Source organism: Klebsiella sp. R445 (assembly GCF_051131755.1).
In the GTDB taxonomy this organism is placed as follows: domain Bacteria; phylum Pseudomonadota; class Gammaproteobacteria; order Enterobacterales; family Enterobacteriaceae; genus Klebsiella; species Klebsiella lignicola.
Window position 1 is genome coordinate 1,867,754 of record NZ_CP180446.1, and the last position, 18,061, is coordinate 1,885,814.

Here is an 18,061-nt window from a genome sequence, read left to right on the forward strand (position 1 = left end):
TAAGCTAAAAGATTCGACGCCGGAACAACCACTTAATAGCGTGAAGGGACACCATCAGGGCAGGTTTTAAAACGCCTATGGCGCCATATATATTGCTCTGGCGCCATCAGGATGCACTGTTCAATAATTTTATTCATCCAGCTGGCCGTGCTTTCTGCGCTCTCAAGCAGCGGGGTTGATTCCGGCGTCAACGAGATCAATTCATAACCACCACCATTAGGTTTGCGGCGCGGAACAAAAGGGACGATCGCCACTTTCGACATTTTAGCCAGAATCCAGGTCCCGGTCGTGGTAGCCGCCTGCTCGACGCAAAAAATGGCGCAAACACGCTGCTTTCCGGGCCATAGTCATGGTCCGGCGAGTACCACAGGATCGCCCCCTCACGGAGGCGAACGGCGAATTTACTGCACCCGATCGGCATCGGGCGTCGGCAGGCTCGTCAGGACCGTCCGCGAACGGTGGCTATAGAGATAGATCCCGATCAGCAGCACGGTAAACGGAATGCCGAACCACAGCGTCATGCGGAAGAAATCAGTGAACGCCGTGGAGATCAGCAGCGCCAGCATCAGACAGGCTCCCAGCAGCGGAGTCCAGGGATAGCCCCACAGCCGAAACTTCAACGCCGTTTGCCGGTGCTGACGACGGAAGAACAGATGGGTGATAAAGATCATCAGCCAGGTGAAACAGGCGCCATAGACTGAAATGGACATCATGGCGGCGAACGCCTGCTGCGGATAGAGCACGCTCAGCACGATGGAGATCATGATCCCGACGCACGAAATAGCCAGCGCGTTCACCGGGATCCCACGCGCGCTGATCCGCCCAAAACCTGCCGGTGCCTGGCGGGCCCGCGACAATGAGAACATCATGCGGGTGGTGATATACAGCTGACTGTTCATCGCCGAGAGCGCCGCAATCAGGACAATAAAGTTAAAAATACCGCCGGCATACGGCAGATGAATCACGTTCATCGCCACCAGGAAGGGGCTTTCGCTAGTGCCGGACTGACGCCACGGCACAATCGCCAGCATCAGCGCGATCGACAGCATATAGAAGATAAACAGGCGCAGGATGGTCCCTTTAAACGCCGACTTCACCGCCACTACCGGGTTTTTAGCCTCACCAGCCGCCACGGCGATCATTTCGATACTGAGATAGCTGAAGATAGCGACGATGGTCGCAAACCACATGCCGCTTACCCCGAACGGCATAAATCCACCGCTGGCGGTAAAATTGTGCAGGCCGTAGGTCGGGTTAGCCGAGAAAGCGAGGATCCCAAGGCCAATCAGGATAAACGCCACGATCGCCAGCACCTTGACCGTCGAGAGCGCATACTCCACCTGACCGAACCATTTCACACCGATGACATTAATCACAATAACCACGGTGGAGAACAGCAGCACCCACGGCCAGACTGGCGTATCCGGGAACCAGAACTGCATATACATCCCGATCGCGGTCACTTCGGTCCCCACCGCCAGCACCACGCAGGACCAGTAGGAGTAACGCACCAGAAATCCGCACAGCGGGCTCAGGTAAAACTCGGCATAGTCACCGAAGGAGCCTGGGGTCGGATGTTCTGAGGTCATTTCCGCCAGACAGCCCATCAGCAGCAGCGCAATCACGCCGCCAATCAGGTAGCTCAACAGCACTGACGGCCCGGCCATCTGAATCGCATAGGCGCTGCCGAGAAACAGCCCGGTGCCAATCGCGCCGCCAATCGCCAGCATCGACATCTGCCCGGCGGTCAGCTGCTTCTGCAGCCCGTCCTGGCGCTGCGCAATCTCATCAAAACGCTTACGATCTTTCATCGGTTCCTGCCTTAGCGACGGGCGGTGGTGACATCGAGGATCGCGGCGGTGACGTAATCAATATTGTCACCATTAAGGCCGGGCAGACACATCCGCCCCGGGGCCACCAGATAAATGGAATAGCGCTCGCGCAGTTCGCTGACCTGGCGTTCGTTGAGGCCGGTATAGCTGAACATGCCTCGCTGATCGCGGATGCGCCGGTAGTCCAGCGCAGAGACCCCCTGCTCCAGCCCGGCGGACAGACGCTGGCGCATCTGCTGGATCCGCTCGCGCATGGTGGTGAGCTCCGCCTGCCACTGCTGGCACAGTTGCGTATCGGCTAATATCGTTTCAACAATGCGGCTACCGTGGGTCGGTGGGCAGGAGTAGCTTCGGCGGATCAGGGTTTTGAGCGCCCCCTGCACATTTGCAGCTTCGCTGGCGCTGGCGCAGCGAACCGTCAGTCCCCCGACTCGCTGGCCGTACAGAGCAATGTTTTTCGAAAACGAGTTGGCAACGATAAAATCAAGATCGCTCTCCAGCGCCAGCCTCAGCGCATAGCAGTCCTCCTCCAGCCCGGCGCCAAAACCCTGATAGGCGATATCGAAGAATGGCAACAGCCGCTGCGTCTGCATCATAGTCAGCAGGGTCTGCCACTGGCCTGGGCTCAGGTCGGTACCGGTCGGGTTATGGCAGCACGGATGTAACAGCACCGCCGTCCCGGCGGGCAGCGTCTGCAAGACCGCCATCATCTCGGCAAAGCGCAATTCACCGCTCTGGTTGTCGAAATAGGGGTAATGGTTAACCTGAAGCCCCGCGCCGGAAAAAATGGCCTGATGGTTGGCCCAGGTCGGGTCGGAAACCCAAATCTCTTTCCGCTGTAAAAAATGCACGAGCAGGTCTGCCGCCAGCTTCAATGCCCCCGAACCGCCTACGGTTTGTACCGTCGCCAACGCGTGCTGCGCTGCGGTTGGCCCCAACAACAACGTCTGGATCTGGCTGGCAAAACGCGCACTGCCTTCAATCGGCGGGTAACCGTGTGGCTGCTGCAAAGCAAGCAGTCGCTGCTCTGCCTGCTGAACGGCCCCCATCAGCGGAATCGCCCCGCGCTCGTCGTAATATAAGCCAATGCCTAAATTCACTTTTCGCGGATGGCGGTCCTGCAAATACGCTTCCATCAGCGACATAATAGGATCGGGAGTCGATGGTTTAATTTCTGAGAACATAGTTATCCTTAGCCATAATAAATTATGGCCAGCAGGTGAATATTTATTGTTGTTTTCAGGCCGTCGCGCTGACGGTGATCTCTATTTTCATGCCGGGCACCACTAATTTATCCACAATAACCGTAGAACGGTTCGGATAAGGTGCATTGAAATAATGCCGGTAAATATCATCCAGTATTGCCACATCATTTACATCGGTAAGATAAATAATGACCTGTAATACATTATCGCTATGACTCCCGGCCGCCTGAAGCGTGCGGGCGAGATTATCAAAGGTCAATGTGATCTGTTTTTCCGCCGCGCCGGTTTCGATGGTGCCATCGGTGCGGACCGGGCCGTGTGCAGTAAAAAGCATCCCGCCACCGCGCGTCGCCCAGGAAAAGGGTTGGCCGATATCCGGCAGATCGGTCTGAATTACGTCTCGCATAAAGGCTTCCTTTGTTCGCAAAGTACGCTTAAAAGTGCGCCATCAGTGGCAAACAGCGTATCAAGGATGGAGTAGTGATTGGCATTCTCTATCACCATTTTCCCGATCGACCTCCCCTGTTGGCACAGTTGTTGGGCATAGTATTCACTCTGTGCTATCAGCTCTGGTCGCTCACGACTCCCGTAAAACAACGTCAACGGCGCGGCCTGTGCCGGCACATGGCGCAGAGGGCTAAGCTCGCGCACTTCCTGCGCCGTCAGCTGTAATTGGTGATTCACCGCGGTGGTCAGCAGCGGCTCGAGTTCAAAAATTCCGCTGATCGCCAGCACCGCCTCCACGCCCGGATGTGCCTGCCAGCAGGCCGCCAGATGCCCACCGGCAGAGTGACCGCTGAGATACACCGGTCCAGCTACGCCCGGCTGGCGAACAATGACATCCAGTGCCGCGCCAATCTGATAGTGGATCGTCGTCAACGTGGCCTGCGGCGCTAACGAATATTCCACCAGCATCACATCGAAACCCAGCGCCAGCGGGCCGGCGGTAATAAAGGCAAAATCTTCTTTATTACAGGATTGCCAGTAGCCGCCGTGAATAAATACAATGGTTCCCGCTTTCTTTTCCGGGGAAATAAACCAGTCAATACGCTCCCGAGCCTTTTCACCATAAGAAAAAGTCATGATATTTTCGCAACGTTGATAAGCCAACTGACTCCGCCGCTGAAAGTCAGCCAGTATTTCTGCTTCATTATCTACGGTGGTGCTGTTGTCATAACTTCCGACGCTGAGTTTCATATATTAAACTTTGTTTATTATTTAAGATGTGGCTTAACTATTAGCAATGAGAAAATTTATTGTCAAGCGTGGTTAAAGTAGAATGCGTGAAGGTTAATAGAATTTAATTTTTCGCCTGAATAAGTTTTACCAGTGAAACTTTTCCCGGGTGATTAGGCCATTGAGAGGGGCTGATGAGAAGTCACCATTCACTTTTCGCCACCGACGTCTTGCTGTTGACCTCCTCACGCCATCGTACTGTGACCGAGTCAACGTCCTGAGACACCGCTGAGGGTGTCCCGATTGTACAAACACCGGGAAACGTCCATACTCAACAGCTTAAATGAGCCATTATTTTGATATTAATTTGGCCGTAGTAATGTCGGGTCTTAAAATATATAGAATGGGATGCAGACCAATGAAATATAAATTAGTTAAGCAACTTGTCCATGATGATGTCTTAAGAAACAGTTTTATTAACTTAGCCATCAAGACCTTTGAGCTCTCTTTTAAGTCATGGTACAAGCAAGGCTACTGGACTGAATCCTATATTCCTTATGCTTTCGTCGATAATAATAATAAAGTCATTGCCAATGCCTCCGCCAATATCATTGACCTGCAGTGGCAAGGCCAGCCCAAGCGCTATATTCAGATTGGCACCGTCATGACCGCCATCGACCATCGGGAAAAAGGATTAGCCAGCCAGTTAATTAAACAGATTCTGGCGGACTGGCAGGATCGCGTCGACGGGATTTTTCTGTTTGCCAACTCCACCACCGTTGATTTTTATCCAAGATTTGGGTTTGAGCGCACGGATGAATACCAGTACACCCTGCCGGTTATGCCGACCGCCGGGGATTTTCGCAAGCTCGATATGGATAACGTGGGCGATGTTGAACTTCTTAAATCTTACTACCAGAAATCCAATCCGTTTTCTCAACTCACCGCACACAATAACTTCGGGTTGTTGATGTTTTATTGTTCAGCGTTTATGAAACACTGCATCTATTACTCGGAAAAAAATAAAGCCGTGGCGATAGCGATGCAGAGCGAACATGCGCTGCTGTGCTTTGATATTTTCTGTGACAGTTCGAGTTCGATGTCCACCATCGTGAATGAGCTGGCCTCGGATCAGACCCGGCAGGTTATTTTAGGTTTTACCCCGAAGGAGGACCGGGCGGGTGAATATGACAAGATAGAGATCGATGATTTTCTGTTCATCTATTCAGCAAAAGAGAATATTTTCAAAGACCGTAAACTGATGTTCCCCACCCTCGCGCACGCCTGAGCGCCATTCATGCTGCCCGGGCGGCGTGAACGACCGGGAGTCAATCCGTCAGGGCGTGACCACGAATAATGCTTTACAACGTGGGCACATCAGGGCGGCACCGTTTTTAACCTTGCTGAGCGGATGCCGTGATTTATGTCGGCATTCCGGACATCTTACCGTCGTCCCTGCAGAGGAACGAAAACGCTTCACTGCGTTATCAAAGAATGACATAGACCTTACCCGCTGATTGAGTGTGGTTTATCATAGCACTAGCTGATTAAAAAACACACAACACATACTGTCGATGGCGCAGCGAATCAGGGAGAAAAAATCAGGAGATGGTGAGGATGGCGGAAATAAGACGCGCACCATCTCCGATCGAAAGGCGTTTTTGCGGGGTCATACCATACGCCAGTCGCACAACGGCGACCGTTATATTTTCAATATCAATGCATTATATCAGTGCCGATACAAGGTGCCGTCACTGTGTCCAGATCCAATCCGGCCTGCTTCAATTAAAATTTCATCGATAACGTCTTCAAGGCATGCTGAGCCATGGTTCTCACAAATCCGATGAACCTGGGTCAATATTTCCTCCTGGGACATCTCTCCGCGCAGCGCCGACATCAGCATCACCGATGCCCAGCGCCGAACTTCCGGGTGCGTAATCATGCGATTTACCTCCGACCGACCACCTACCACTATAAATTATAGGCGCTATGATGCCGTTCATCACCGCGATGCACGATATTTCCCTTGCAGCCCTGGCGCCGGTGACGACCTGCCTCACCGGCGCCAGCCCAGTGGCAAATGCGTATCGACGCTACTTTTGCGCGCGGCGCGAGACGTAGTCCCGGGGCGCTTCCCCGGTGTAAATCTGCCGCGGACGGTAGATATTCAGCGGCGCTTCGTACATTTCGTTCCAGTGCGCGACCCAGCCCAGAGTACGCCCGACGGCGGTAATGACTACAAACATCGAAGAAGGCAGCCCCATCGCTTTGAGGATCACCGCGGTGTAGAAATCGACGCTCGGCGACAGGCCGTTCTCAATAAAGTACGGATCGTTCAGCGCCACCTCTTCAAGGGCCATCGCCACCTGCAGCAACTGATCGGACATTCCCAGCTCTGCCAGCACCCGATGGCAGGTTTCACGCAGGATCGCGGCCCGCGGATCGAGATGTTTGTAGCGTGAATTACCAAAGCCCAGCCGACGGAAGGCCTGTGGGTCCCGTTTCGCTTTGCTCATGAACGCCGGCACCTGGTCCACGCTCTCGATAGCGTCCAGCATCTGCATGCTCGCCTCGTTGGCACCACCGTGCATCGGCCCCCACATGGAGGCCAGACCGGCTGCCACACAGGCAAACAGGTTAGCCCCGGAGGAGCCCGCCGCCCGCACCGTGGTGGTGGAAGCACACTGCCCGTGATCGGCATGGAGGACCAGAATCTGGTTCATCGCCTGCTCAATCACCGGATTCACAACGTATTTTTCCGCCGGGATCGCAAACAGCATATGCAGGAAATTCCCGGCGTACGCCAGGTCGTTCCTCGGGTAGACCGCAGGCTGTTCGATGGAAAACTTATAGCTCATTGCCGCGATGGTCGGCATTTTGGACAGCAAGCGGGTGGCAGCCAGCCCGCGATGGTCCGGATTTTCGACGTCCAGCACGTCATGGTAGAACGCCGCCAGCGCCCCCACCATGGCGCACATCAGCGCCATCGGATGGGCATCGCGGCGAAATCCGCTGCACATTTTCGACATCTGTTCGTGGACCAGCGTATGACGGGTGATTTTCTCCCGGAAGGCTTGATAGATCGCCTCATCCGGCGCCTCCCCTTGCAGCATAATACAGGCGACCTCAAGGAAGTCGCACTGCCGGGCCAGCTGATCGACCGGGTAACCCCGGTGCAGCAGGACGCTGTTTTCGGTATCAATATAGGAAATAGCCGACTCACACCCGGCGGTATTGCTAAAGCCGGGGTCGAAGCTGCACATTCCTGACGATGCGAGCGCCCGGGCATCGAGACCGATCTGACCCAGCGTTCCGGACACCGTATTCAGGGGGATGGACTGCTGCCCATCCAAAGAAAGTGTTACTGGCGTAGTCCCCATCTTTTCAATTCCCCCTCTGCAGCATATCGTGAGCACCCTGAAGCCATTCTTCAGGCCGAATTTCCAACATAGCCAGAGTGCTGCGGCTATTCTTTGATATAAACGGTTAAAAGCGTGATAAAAAGCGGGTTTTAGCCAATCAACATGATCATCACTGAGTAAGGATCGCCGTGTTAGCCGATACGCTTATTTTTATCGTCGCCGCCATTCATATCTACATCCTGATTCTGGAGATGTTTTTATGGCAGAGCAAAACGGGCCGCAAGGCCTTTAACCTCAGCGCCGACTTTGCCCGCGATACCCGGGTGATGGCCGCCAACCAGGGGCTGTACAACGGTTTTTTAGCCGCCGGATTGCTGTGGGGATTGTGGGGCGCAGAGCAGGGTCTGGAGTTTAAGGTTTTCTTTCTGATCTGCGTGATTGTCGCCGGGATCTTCGGTGCCGCGACCGCCAGTCGGAAAATACTGTATGTGCAGGCGCTGCCTGCGGTGGCAGCGCTGATTGCTCTGTACGTTCGCTAGCTGGTGCATAATCGGCGTACTAAAGAATGCCTAATTCAATCAATGCCGCGAGAGCAAGCAGGATGAACAGAATAACGGAAATGGGTGTGTTCATATATTGCCTCCCTGGCACGACCATTCTTATTTTTATCATGAGCACGACTTTTCCGTAATTCATTGAGATATCTCACAAGAATCAAGATTTAAGCTTATCGTTTTACGGAAAACAGCGGTCAGGTGGGCAACAGCTAACACAAGGAGAGTAAACAGTACGATTTATGGATGATAACTGCCGCGAACAGCCAGAGAAAAACCGCCCGCAGGCGGTTTAATAACCAGAAGGTGAGCCTATTTTGCGTAGCCTAAAAACTGCCCCTCTTTCATCACCGCCACTTTTCCGGTCGTATAGGCAATGATGGTGTACAGCCCCTGGGAATAGGTCGTCGCTTTTGCATTCACCTCATCCGGCGCGGCAGGCTTGCCATCCACCGTCAGGATGCCCGTCGCGTCACGCTTAATCGTCATTCCGTCATAGTGCTTTGTAAATGCGACAGATTTTTTGGCTGCCTGCGCTTTCTGTGGATACATGGCCTGAGCATTTTCTAAGGCCTGTTTTTCCGCCGCGCTCATGATGGCAGCCTGGCGATTCTGTTCTGCGATATAGCACGCATCCCGGCTGACCCCCTTCGCCTCACAATTTGCCATCCGGGAGGCTTCACTTGAGCAGCCGGCCAGCGCCGACACCATTGATGCAATAACGATTAACTTTTTCATGCAACCCTCATTAACGTGTTTTCAGTTGTGGACGTCGGCTCTGATGGCCTGTTAATCCGCGAGCGAATATCCGCGATCTGAATAAGGCAGACGTTGATGTACGTCATGCCACAGAGGGGGTTTCATTAAGATTTTTCTGCAACATCGATGGTCGTTATCAGGTTGGTTGTTGAGGGATGGAGGGGCAGGTCAGCAGACACTGTATATTTAAATTAATCATTGCTGAGGTATAGCACTTGAGTACGTCTCAGGTGTTACAGTCTTTGTCTCTTACGTACAATCTGACTTTCTGCGGAACATAAGAGAATAATCCTGTTAATTAACCCAACGGGATGCAATCCCTTCTGTGAAAAAAACTTATGCGCAAAAATCTGGATATGTCAGTGTATATCATTATGTTTTTTGTCTGTGCTGTATGGGGAACTCAGCAGGTCGCGATAAAGATAGCCGGGCAATATGTCTCTCCGGTGCTTCAGCTTTCAATCAGATCGGGTCTGTCTGCATTAATAATCTTCCTGCTTTTTAACCGCCGTAACGGAATTTCTAAAAAACTCATGTCTCCAGGTGTAGCCGCTGCGGGGATTTGCGTCGGACTTCTGTTTGCCCTGGAGTTTTTACTGGTTGCACTGAGCATATCCAGAACGACTACCGGGCATATCACCCTTTTCCTTTACACGGCACCGTTATTTACTGCCGTCGGGCTGCATTTCCTCCTCCGGGAAGAAAGGATGACGCGCCTGCAGTGGCTGGGGATAATGGTTGCCTTTACCGGCATTTCCGTTGCCGTGAAGTTTACCTTTTCCGCAGATGCTGCAATTATCGGTGATGTATGTGCCCTGGCGGCAGGTTTGGCATGGGGTATATCCAGCATCGTTATTCGCCTCTCTACACTGTCAACGCTGCCATCTTCCTGCACGCTGTTTTATCAGTTGGCGACGACAAGCGTGATACTCGCACTTGTCGCGTATTGCCGGGACGAGACGCTTTTTATTCTGAACAAGACATCGCTGCTCAGTCTGTTATTTCAGACACTTGTCGTTGCGGTTATCAGCTACCTGACCTGGTTCACCTTATTACGCTTCTATAAGGTTTCCTCACTGGGTACACTCATCCTGATGACCCCCTTAATGGGGATTGCTGCGGGTGCGGTATTTCTCGGTGAAAAGCTGCAACCGAATTTCATCTTCGGTTCGGCTCTTATTCTGGCCGGCCTGTTATTAACCCGTCTGGGACAAAACACGTCCCGTTTACGGAAGGCGAGTTTCGATAAGAAGGAAAGCCATTGTGAGTCATAAGCCTGCGAAACCCGAACCTGAGGCTCCTTCCTTCGGGGTTCATCATCAGACAGAGTCATACGACTTTATTGATGCCATTGATCGTCTGCCTGTCGGCGTTAACACGGCCCGACCTGAGCTCAGTATTGGCATTCTGCTCTGGCCGGAATTTCCGTTACTGGCGCTGGCTGGACTGATTGATTCGCTGCGTCATGCTGCTGATTTTGGCGATAACAGCCAGAAAACCCGCTGCTCCTGGTTCATCATGAGTCCTGAACCGACAAAGCCGGTCCTGTCGAGTTCAGGTACATCGATACAACCGGATGGTGGCTTTCGTCGACCCGAGGATTTTACCTTTATTGCAGTAATAGGTGGGCTGTTGCGCAGTTTGGGGACGGGGCATCCGGCTTTCCGGGATTATCTCCACCGTGCCGCAAACGCCAGCGTGCCGGTAATCGGTATCTGTACGGGCAGCTTTATTCTTGCTGAAGAGGGATTACTGGATTATCGAAAAGCAGCCATTCATCCATACCATATTCAGGATTTTCGAAAACGGCATCCTGCAGTTTATGCTGAAACGGGCCATGACTTTATTGACGAAGGTGCGGTGCTGACCTGCTCGGGAGGCATCTCGACGATCAGTCTGGCGACAGAACTGATCCGCCGCCATTGTGGCCCGGACCGGGCAACAAAAGCCATTCATCAGATGTCCGTTCCAAATAAAATTGATGATACGGCTATTTCTGTGGCCAGAGCGATTGGTTTTACCAAAGTCAGCGATCCGCGTTTGCGCAGCGCTGTTTTCCTGATAGAACAGTCGCTGCTAAAACAAATATCGACAGTATGGCTTGCCACTCAGGTGCATCTTAGCGCACGGCAACTTACCCGCCTGTTCCATGATGAATTTGGTAAATCCCCGCAGGAATTTATTCGCGCCACTCGCCTGAAATACAGCAGCTGGTTATTAAAAAACTCGACGGAAAGTATCACCGAAATCGCGTTAAGAACCGGTTTCAGCGACTGCGCTCATTTTATTCGTAATTTTCAGAAGGAATATGGTTGTACACCAGGTCACTGGCGCTCCCGATGATTTTAAAATAACCATGACGTTGGTTATGAAATTTTAAATATGGAATACTGGCACCCACTCGTTTTTCAGACTTCTGAAGAAGCGTTCCATCGGGCTGTTGTCCCAACAGTTTCTACATCGGCCCATACTCTGCCTGATTCGGCAACGCCAAATTAACTGCCGGAACTGCCTGCTGGTATAGTGGCTACCCTGGTCACTGCGGAACATCACTCCAGCTGGTTTACAGCACCAGAGAAATTGAAAATCACTTTATTATTCATAGCAATAGAATATAGGGATGCTCACAAAACTGATTATATGTGATTTTTTATTTACCCGGTGAACATTGAACATCAAAACAGCCCCTTCGTTGATAAAGAAAGAAGGAAAATGTTTTTGCAGAACGTCATCAGGTGTATTGTCTGCTGGTATTTTGCTTATTTCTCGACTCACTGCTTTGTATCGGCCATTTGCGGCAGTGTAATCAAAGTGAATATTTCTACTTACAATAAAATGAGTGTTCCCATCTGTTATTTTCCCGTTAAACATAATTGTGCCGTTAGATTTATCAAATAAAAAATGATAAAAGGCACTTACAACAAAATCATTATGATAAAGAGTGTGCTTTGCACGGCAGTTAATATTTTCTTCGGCTTTTGCAGTACACGAAAGCATCATCGACATAATTAAAAAAAATGAAATCCTTCTCATTCCGGAACTCCTACAAATGTTATAGAATCACACTCTTTACTATATTTTACTGGGCAAAAAAATATATTTATTCTCGGCGCCGCGGAGAGATAAGATATATAGTAATAGCCACTACCATTGCATGCGTATCCTTTTCCCTTCATAAACGAGGTCGCTTTTTCATTATTTCTATTTTCTTTGTTGAAAAAGAAACACTCGGGATACCCATCTATCGTGTGATAGTCATCTGGCATTATATTTGTGTCAGAAGACATATAAAAAAAACCTATAAAAAAAATGATCAAGCATAAAGAAAAAGCGTAGATCCACCAACCTCTGAAAGGACTGAATGTCGTTACATCGAGAGTTTCAGGCCTTTTAATATTTTCTTCTGCAATAACCTGTGGCAACAACGTCAGCTCCTGGCTGTCATCTGAAATGACAATACCGACGGAAGCATTAATTCTCATGCCACATTGGCGAATCGTTACAATTAAATTTTTACCATAACCTATATCTTTAAGGCTTTTTCTTAAGTTGACAAAACACTGATAATATGTTGCCTGGGAGACTATTTTCGCCGATTCTTCACCACTCCATCCCATTTCGATTAACTCTTTCGTAGAAACAACTCTTTCTTGATTTTCTATTAAAAATAAAAAACATCTTGAGGAAGGTCCATGCAATGTAGCAGAACGACCATTCTTGAGGGAGTGTATTGTCTTCTGGTCCGGAAAAAAAACAATCTCTTTATCTATTGTGTACTTTTTCATAATTAATATCTTCATTAAAAATTACAGAGGTATATAGATAACCTGCAAAGATAATTTTCTGTATTCGACTTTATATATTTATTATCGATCATGAAAATGCACTAAAAAAGCTTACAACTCTAATGTTGTATAGATAATAATCAGTTAATAAAGTGCATTCAGGATACACCTTAAAGGTACAACAGATAATCAACAGAAATCAACGCCACGCAATCTATAAAAATCAATGATAGAAATCGTAACGATCAACTGATTAAAATTTTATAAATCTCATGAACATTTACTAACAAATGAAATGCAACCTCGCATGATTAATAACAATGCAGTTAAAAACACAATAACTTTATGAATGAAAATTCAATAAAATGGTAAATCGCATAACATTGGTGATTTTTTGCACAACACCTTGAGATAGAAATTTATGTTCTGTAAGTTTGCTACTCGTTCTTATGTCATTTCATACAACTTGTTACTTATGAAATGTTTGAATTAATTACAACTAATTTTAATAAAGTTCGACAAAACAATCGATTAATAACAACAAAAGCACATCAAAACACTCTATAAAACAGTGAGATACGAGCAAATTCAAAAGTGTTTTTTAATAAATGAGAGTTGTTGATAGCAATTTCTATTTCGCGAGATTGGTGATGGGCGGATGAATTATGTCGTTGCGTTACATGTGAATTGATGTCCAAACTGTGTCCGATGGTTATAACTGAGCTGTGGCGATACGGCCTGATTGATATTTTCCTGCACCTACTCCCGCGTCAACGATTAATCAGGGCCGTTTTTTCCTGCACGCCACCGGCGTCATCAAGATAACGAAATTTAATCTGGCCTGTCGTGTTGCCCTGTGGCCCGGCGCTGAGGCGATAGCGACGTGAACTGAACGGGCTAATCATCATATCGGGTTGCTTTTCCACTGCGAACTGACTGCCGCCCACGACCAGGGTCGCTGATGTCAACGACACATGGAGCGGCCCGGGGTTCTGACACTCGATATATGTACCGTCTGACTCTGCCCGTAGCCGAAAAACCAGCTTATCTGCCACTTTGCTGAGCGAAGTGGTGATACCCGCAGGCCGGAAGAAGAGCTTTAACTGCGTGTTCATCGCCAGCGTAACCCTCGTATGGTCATTTTGCTGGTGAGAGGTCGGCGGAATTTCATACAAATTTAGCCAGAACAGCGTTTCTCGATCGGCGGGGAGAGGATCTTTGTTATAAACAATTTTTATCCCCTGAGTTCTTCCTGACGGCAGACGAAAAACAGCGGGCAGCACCACAAAAGGGGCACCTGCGGTCTCAGGATCGCCGTCGCCCTTATCTACCCAGCTCTGGACAATAACCGGGTATGTGTTGGTGTTGACCAGCATCAGCGTCTTTTCACGCTGCGGTGCCTCATAAATTACCCGAGTGGAGGCTGGCATAATCCCGGCGGCGGCGGGAAGAGCGCTTAAGAGTGTCAGCAGGGTGATAAAAAAGAGCCTCATTGCATTTTCACCAGCACGTAGGCGGTGGCATGGACTTTACCCGGCGTGGCTGACTGTCCGTCCAGTTTCTTCAGCGTGGCGATAAAAGAATAGGTGTAATAAGTGTAGCCATTGACGGAGGTTCCTTCGGATGAGGCGCCCTTCATCACCGGATACCATCCCGCGGCGTTCCCGGCGGGAGTGAGCGACACCATTCCGGGCTGGCCTATCAGGGTCATTGGGGTGCCTGGATCATCGCTGTAGGACAGGAATATCCCCACCCCTTTGGCCATATCCGGCGCAGAATAGTTATCCGACAGCAGGGCGGTGACACCACCGTTCGCATTGACCAGCCCCAGGGACTGTGCGGCGCTGTAGGCGCCTTCCGATACCTGGAATCCCAGTGCTGTCTGGGTATCGGCCGTGCCGGAGGTAGCTAAATCGCTGCACTCCACCCTGACGGTAAAGCTGGCGCTGCTGCCCCTTCCAGCGTCCAGTTCCGCAATGGAGGCGGTAGGAAGCATCACCACCGGGGTGGCATGGCGGGCGACGCAGGTTGGGTTACCATAGAGCCGGTTTGCTGTACGCATTCCATATCCGAAGCCGTTATCAGACCCCCAGAACAGAAAGCGTGTTGCACTGTCTTCGCCTGGTTTATCACGCCCGAAAGCGAAGCTCACGGAATCCTCGCCGGATAGCTGAATATAGGAATTAGGTTGAATACAGCTGTAAAGACTCCCTGTCGTACTAGGATAAACAAGGCCTCCTCCATCAATGTTGTTATTGCCACAATAATAAGAATTACCAGTGGTCCCTGGTAATGAACTAATCCGGTAAAGTGATGCCTCCAGAGGGGGAATATCCTGGAGGCGGATCTGTACTTTACCGTTCTCAGTGGTTGCATAGCTGGTCACAGGAACTTTCTGCCAGTAGCGGGTTAATGTCACGCCAGCCATCGCCTGCTTCAGACCAACATAAGCAAAATAGGTGGCATAGACGTCGGTTAATCCGTCAGGCCCGCCGATATCATAATAACCGCCAACTCTGTCGTCTCCGTTGGTCGCCACCAGGAAATAAATACCGGGTAAGTCCGTGGCATCGCACTCCCACAACACAGAACTTCCGGTTGCACCACCGGTTGTATAGTTTGTCGGCGGAACCACGACGGTAGCGATATGCGAACCCGGAGGTAAAAAATAGGCATCCGTCAGGTTAATTTTACCAAATGGAATAAGAGCGGTATAACCATCTTCAGTCTGTGAGACTCCTGTCCTTGTGCAACTGGCAAAAACGGACAGTGATAATCCAGATAAGGTCAGGATAAGACCTGCTCTGAAAAACAGTGAAAGATATAATTTAAGACGCGTCATGTTTCTTTATCTCATGCAGGCTGAGGTCAGCCGGATTAAATGCTGGTCAGCGGGAAGATGGGAAATATCAAAGGGCAGCAGACAGCGGTCATCCGGGCCTTCTCCCCATTGCACGATGAACCTCCCGCTGCTGTGTTCGCTGCGGACATAAATCTGCCCGCCCTGCCCGACCATGCCGACAATTCCGCCATTTTCCTCACGCACGTCGGCCCCTGCCGGCAGCGGCTGCCCGTTCTGCAACGTGGATTTTATCAGCAGCGCTTTCCCGGCACGGGTGCGGAACGTCACCTTCACGCCCGCACCGGCTACCGGCGCCACGCTGTGTTCGCTGTCGATAAGCTCGGTGTCTTCAGTCATACCGGCGGGATCCAGCGTGATGCGGTTAAAGCGATACGGCGTCATGGACGGTAGCAGAGCATAGCCCTGGCTGTTGATGGTGATTTGCTGTGAGCTGAACAGTCCGGCGCCTTCGGCTCCCTTAGCTTCGATCAGCGCGAAGGTATCGCTCAGGTATGGACCGGCGGTGATCCCGCCCGAATGGACGGCCAGTCCTCCCTGAATATTGGCGGAGGCCTGCCAGTAAGCATCCCCTTTTGAGGCATTCAGTCCCAGGGTGGTGACCGACATGCGTTTTTGCAGGTTTCCACCGATGACCGTCTGATGGCTCTTCTGATCATAGCTGGCGTTCAGGCTGTAGCTGGCGGTCTGTTTTTCATCCACCATACCGGACACCGAGCTCTGGTACTGGCTGCCTTCGCCGGAAGAGTGGGTCAGGGATGACATCAGCACGGGGCTGCGAGGGCTCTGACTGCCCAGCGGGATGGAGAACGACAGCGAGGTCATCGTCTGCATGGTGCCAGCCGCATCACGATAGCCCCCGAGGTTTTGCCGTGCGAGGGAGAGATTCATGCTGATCCCCGCGCTGAAACTGTTGCTGTAGCCGAGCTGCAGTTGGGTGTCCCGGCTGCGGCCGTTGCGGTAATCCTGTGAAGAGCCGGACAGATAAAGGCTTCCGTATTGTTCCATGCTCTGGTTGAGCGAGAGATCAAAACGCGACTGTTGCTGATAGCTGCCGGACTGCCAGGTATATCCGTGGCTGGCGGCATCGCGGACGCCGAGCACATCGCTGAGATCCCGATAGCCTGCAGTCGAGTAGCGGTATGCCGCCAGAGAAAGGGTAGTGCCGGTCATCTGAAAGGTTTTACTCCACGACAGATGCGTCATCCAGCCCTGGGTATTATCACCATCCGGAAGGCTTGCCTGTGACCAGGTCAAATCAATCCCTAGTGCGCCGGGAAACCCGCCATACACGCCACCCAACATCGCGGCCTGATAGCCGTCCGCCAGGCGTATCCCGGCGTTGGCAGTAATGGAATTACTCATTCCCTGCTGCCAGACCAGATCGGCAAACGGGGAGTCTTCTCCGCTGTCGCGGGTTTTCCCCACGGCAAAATTATACCGGTAGCTTCCGGCGCGCATGGATTCCGGAACGGCGGCAAAGGGCACGCTGAAGCGGGTCACTTCCCCGTTCGCTTCCGTGACTGTTACATCAAGATCGCCGCTGTAGCTGGTCGGGTACAGATCGCTGATTTCAAATGCGCCGGGGGAGACGGTTGTCTGATATATTTCCCGACCGTTTTGGCTGACGGAGACTCTGGCGTTGGTGGTGGCGATACCGCGGACCACCGGCGCATAGCCGCGCAGGGAGTCTGGTTTCATCCGGTCGTCGGTGGCAAGGCTGATGCCATTAAAAGGGAGCCCGGAGAAAAACTGGCCGCTGGTAATGAGTTCCCCGAGCTGCAGCTGGCTACCGAACGCGGGAAGGGGGCGCTGGATATAGCTGCGGATGATGTTCCAGTCGCCGCCGGAATGGGTATCCTGATGGTAGTTTGACAACTGGCGGAACTGCCATTTTCCAAGATTAACGCCGCCGTTCAAAGAGGCCCAGATGGAATCCCGGTCGCTGATATCATTTCCGGAATAGGACACATGATAATAGTTACCGATATAGTTCAGGAAACCCAAAGAGTTGCCCGGCTCCAGCGCATCGGGTGGCACATAGCCTCGGGGGAGCGTCAGGAGCTGGTCCTGCGGGACCGACAGCTCAAGACGCAGCCGGGCTACGTCCATTTCGCTGCTGCCGCCGCTGACGAGCGATGTGAACAGCAGGCATCCTTCCGTTTGTTTCAGCGCAGCCTGCTGCGTTTCACTGACCTTTATTTTTGTGGCCAGCACCAGGGCCGCGGACAGGCAGGGCTGAACGCCGCCTTCCGGGGTCTCCTTGAAAAGAATATCGTGGCGCTCAACGGAGTGGCCGTTCAGGTAGACATCCGCCTGATAGCGACCGGGGAGAATGGCGCCAGCCCGGGACAACCGCGCGATAGCGGACTGACTGAAGCGGCTGCCACGAAAGAGCGCCGGGTCAAAACCGTATTCACCCGCGGCGGCCGGTGGGGCAGACGCGGCGGCGCTGTCCGTTGCCCACGCAACAGGGGTGGTGGTGATTGTAAGAATGAACGCTACCAGCTTTTTCATGACCAGAGTCC

At 51.6% G+C, this 18,061-nt stretch carries 17 protein-coding genes and 2 pseudogenes; 4 read left to right on the forward strand and 15 right to left on the reverse strand.

What is annotated here, in order from left to right; translation table 11 throughout:
- Positions 1 to 32 precede the first annotated feature (32 nt).
- The 5 genes and pseudogenes from ACMYSN_RS08675 to ACMYSN_RS08695 all read right to left on the reverse strand — a co-directional run bounded on the left by ACMYSN_RS08675 (position 33) and on the right by ACMYSN_RS08695 (position 4,234).
- Positions 33 to 421: pseudogene (locus tag ACMYSN_RS08675) on the reverse strand (LpxL/LpxP family acyltransferase).
- Positions 402 to 1,811, reverse strand: a complete 1,410-nt coding sequence (locus tag ACMYSN_RS08680; protein ID WP_462497711.1) for an amino acid permease — start codon at positions 1,809 to 1,811, stop codon at positions 402 to 404. Before ACMYSN_RS08680 ends, ACMYSN_RS08675 begins: the two are co-directional and overlap by 20 nt.
- Before the next feature lie 11 nt (positions 1,812 to 1,822).
- Complete coding sequence (locus ACMYSN_RS08685) at positions 1,823 to 3,016, reverse strand: amino acid aminotransferase (RefSeq protein ID WP_462497712.1); 1,194 nt, start codon at positions 3,014 to 3,016, stop codon at positions 1,823 to 1,825.
- Positions 3,017 to 3,071: 55 nt separating this feature from the next.
- A complete protein-coding gene (locus ACMYSN_RS08690; RefSeq protein WP_462497713.1) occupies positions 3,072 to 3,443 on the reverse strand; it encodes a RidA family protein in 372 nt (123 codons plus the stop codon).
- On the reverse strand, positions 3,431 to 4,234 hold the full coding sequence (locus tag ACMYSN_RS08695; protein ID WP_462497714.1) for an alpha/beta hydrolase: 804 nt from the start codon (positions 4,232 to 4,234) through the stop codon (positions 3,431 to 3,433). Before ACMYSN_RS08695 ends, ACMYSN_RS08690 begins: the two co-directional genes overlap by 13 nt.
- A gap of 397 nt (positions 4,235 to 4,631) precedes the next feature.
- Here ACMYSN_RS08695 and ACMYSN_RS08700 point away from each other — a divergent pair, with 397 nt between their 5' ends.
- Positions 4,632 to 5,501, forward strand: coding sequence for a GNAT family N-acetyltransferase (locus tag ACMYSN_RS08700; RefSeq protein ID WP_462497715.1), 870 nt, complete (start codon positions 4,632 to 4,634; stop codon positions 5,499 to 5,501).
- 48 nt (positions 5,502 to 5,549) lie between these two features.
- Here the strand turns inward: ACMYSN_RS08700 and ACMYSN_RS08705 are convergent, their stop codons facing one another.
- The 3 genes from ACMYSN_RS08705 to ACMYSN_RS08715 form a co-directional block, all read right to left on the reverse strand.
- Complete coding sequence (locus tag ACMYSN_RS08705; RefSeq protein WP_462497716.1) at positions 5,550 to 5,714, reverse strand: YnfU family zinc-binding protein; 165 nt, start codon at positions 5,712 to 5,714, stop codon at positions 5,550 to 5,552.
- A 228-nt stretch (positions 5,715 to 5,942) separates the two neighbouring features.
- Positions 5,943 to 6,155 (reverse strand): hypothetical protein, encoded by a 213-nt coding sequence (locus ACMYSN_RS08710; protein WP_123755780.1) that lies wholly within the window; start codon positions 6,153 to 6,155, stop codon positions 5,943 to 5,945.
- A 151-nt stretch (positions 6,156 to 6,306) separates the two neighbouring features.
- Entirely contained in the window at positions 6,307 to 7,593 is a 1,287-nt protein-coding gene (locus ACMYSN_RS08715) for a type II citrate synthase (RefSeq protein ID WP_462497717.1), read from the reverse strand.
- Positions 7,594 to 7,763: 170 nt separating this feature from the next.
- Here ACMYSN_RS08715 and ACMYSN_RS08720 point away from each other — a divergent pair, with 170 nt between their 5' ends.
- Entirely contained in the window at positions 7,764 to 8,114 is a 351-nt protein-coding gene (locus tag ACMYSN_RS08720; protein WP_462497718.1) for a DUF1304 domain-containing protein, read from the forward strand.
- 327 nt (positions 8,115 to 8,441) lie between these two features.
- Here ACMYSN_RS08720 and ACMYSN_RS08725 read toward each other — a convergent pair whose 3' ends face one another.
- A complete protein-coding gene (locus ACMYSN_RS08725; protein WP_462497719.1) occupies positions 8,442 to 8,867 on the reverse strand; it encodes a hypothetical protein in 426 nt (141 codons plus the stop codon).
- A 359-nt stretch (positions 8,868 to 9,226) separates the two neighbouring features.
- Between ACMYSN_RS08725 and ACMYSN_RS08730 the strand changes: the two genes are divergently transcribed.
- Together ACMYSN_RS08730 and ACMYSN_RS08735 are read left to right on the forward strand one after the other, a co-directional pair.
- Positions 9,227 to 10,162, forward strand: coding sequence for a DMT family transporter (locus ACMYSN_RS08730; RefSeq protein WP_462497720.1), 936 nt, complete (start codon positions 9,227 to 9,229; stop codon positions 10,160 to 10,162).
- A complete protein-coding gene (locus ACMYSN_RS08735) occupies positions 10,152 to 11,231 on the forward strand; it encodes a GlxA family transcriptional regulator (RefSeq protein WP_462497721.1) in 1,080 nt (359 codons plus the stop codon). The genes ACMYSN_RS08730 and ACMYSN_RS08735 overlap by 11 nt, the downstream gene beginning before the upstream one ends.
- Positions 11,232 to 11,279: 48 nt before the next feature.
- Here the strand turns inward: ACMYSN_RS08735 and ACMYSN_RS08740 are convergent.
- The 6 genes and pseudogenes from ACMYSN_RS08740 to ACMYSN_RS08765 form a co-directional block, all read right to left on the reverse strand.
- Positions 11,280 to 11,453, reverse strand: a pseudogene (locus tag ACMYSN_RS08740) (IS3 family transposase); the annotation flags it as partial.
- 30 nt (positions 11,454 to 11,483) lie between these two features.
- On the reverse strand, positions 11,484 to 11,921 hold the full coding sequence (locus ACMYSN_RS08745) for a hypothetical protein (RefSeq protein WP_462497722.1): 438 nt from the start codon (positions 11,919 to 11,921) through the stop codon (positions 11,484 to 11,486).
- Complete coding sequence (locus ACMYSN_RS08750; protein WP_462497723.1) at positions 11,918 to 12,673, reverse strand: winged helix-turn-helix domain-containing protein; 756 nt, start codon at positions 12,671 to 12,673, stop codon at positions 11,918 to 11,920. Before ACMYSN_RS08750 ends, ACMYSN_RS08745 begins: the two co-directional genes overlap by 4 nt.
- A gap of 770 nt (positions 12,674 to 13,443) precedes the next feature.
- On the reverse strand, positions 13,444 to 14,049 hold the full coding sequence (locus ACMYSN_RS08755; protein ID WP_462497724.1) for a fimbrial biogenesis chaperone: 606 nt from the start codon (positions 14,047 to 14,049) through the stop codon (positions 13,444 to 13,446).
- Positions 14,050 to 14,162: 113 nt separating this feature from the next.
- Complete coding sequence (locus tag ACMYSN_RS08760; RefSeq protein ID WP_462497725.1) at positions 14,163 to 15,515, reverse strand: fimbrial protein; 1,353 nt, start codon at positions 15,513 to 15,515, stop codon at positions 14,163 to 14,165.
- Positions 15,516 to 15,521: 6 nt separating this feature from the next.
- On the reverse strand, positions 15,522 to 18,050 hold the full coding sequence (locus ACMYSN_RS08765) for a fimbria/pilus outer membrane usher protein (protein WP_462497726.1): 2,529 nt from the start codon (positions 18,048 to 18,050) through the stop codon (positions 15,522 to 15,524).
- Positions 18,051 to 18,061: the final 11 nt, after the last annotated feature.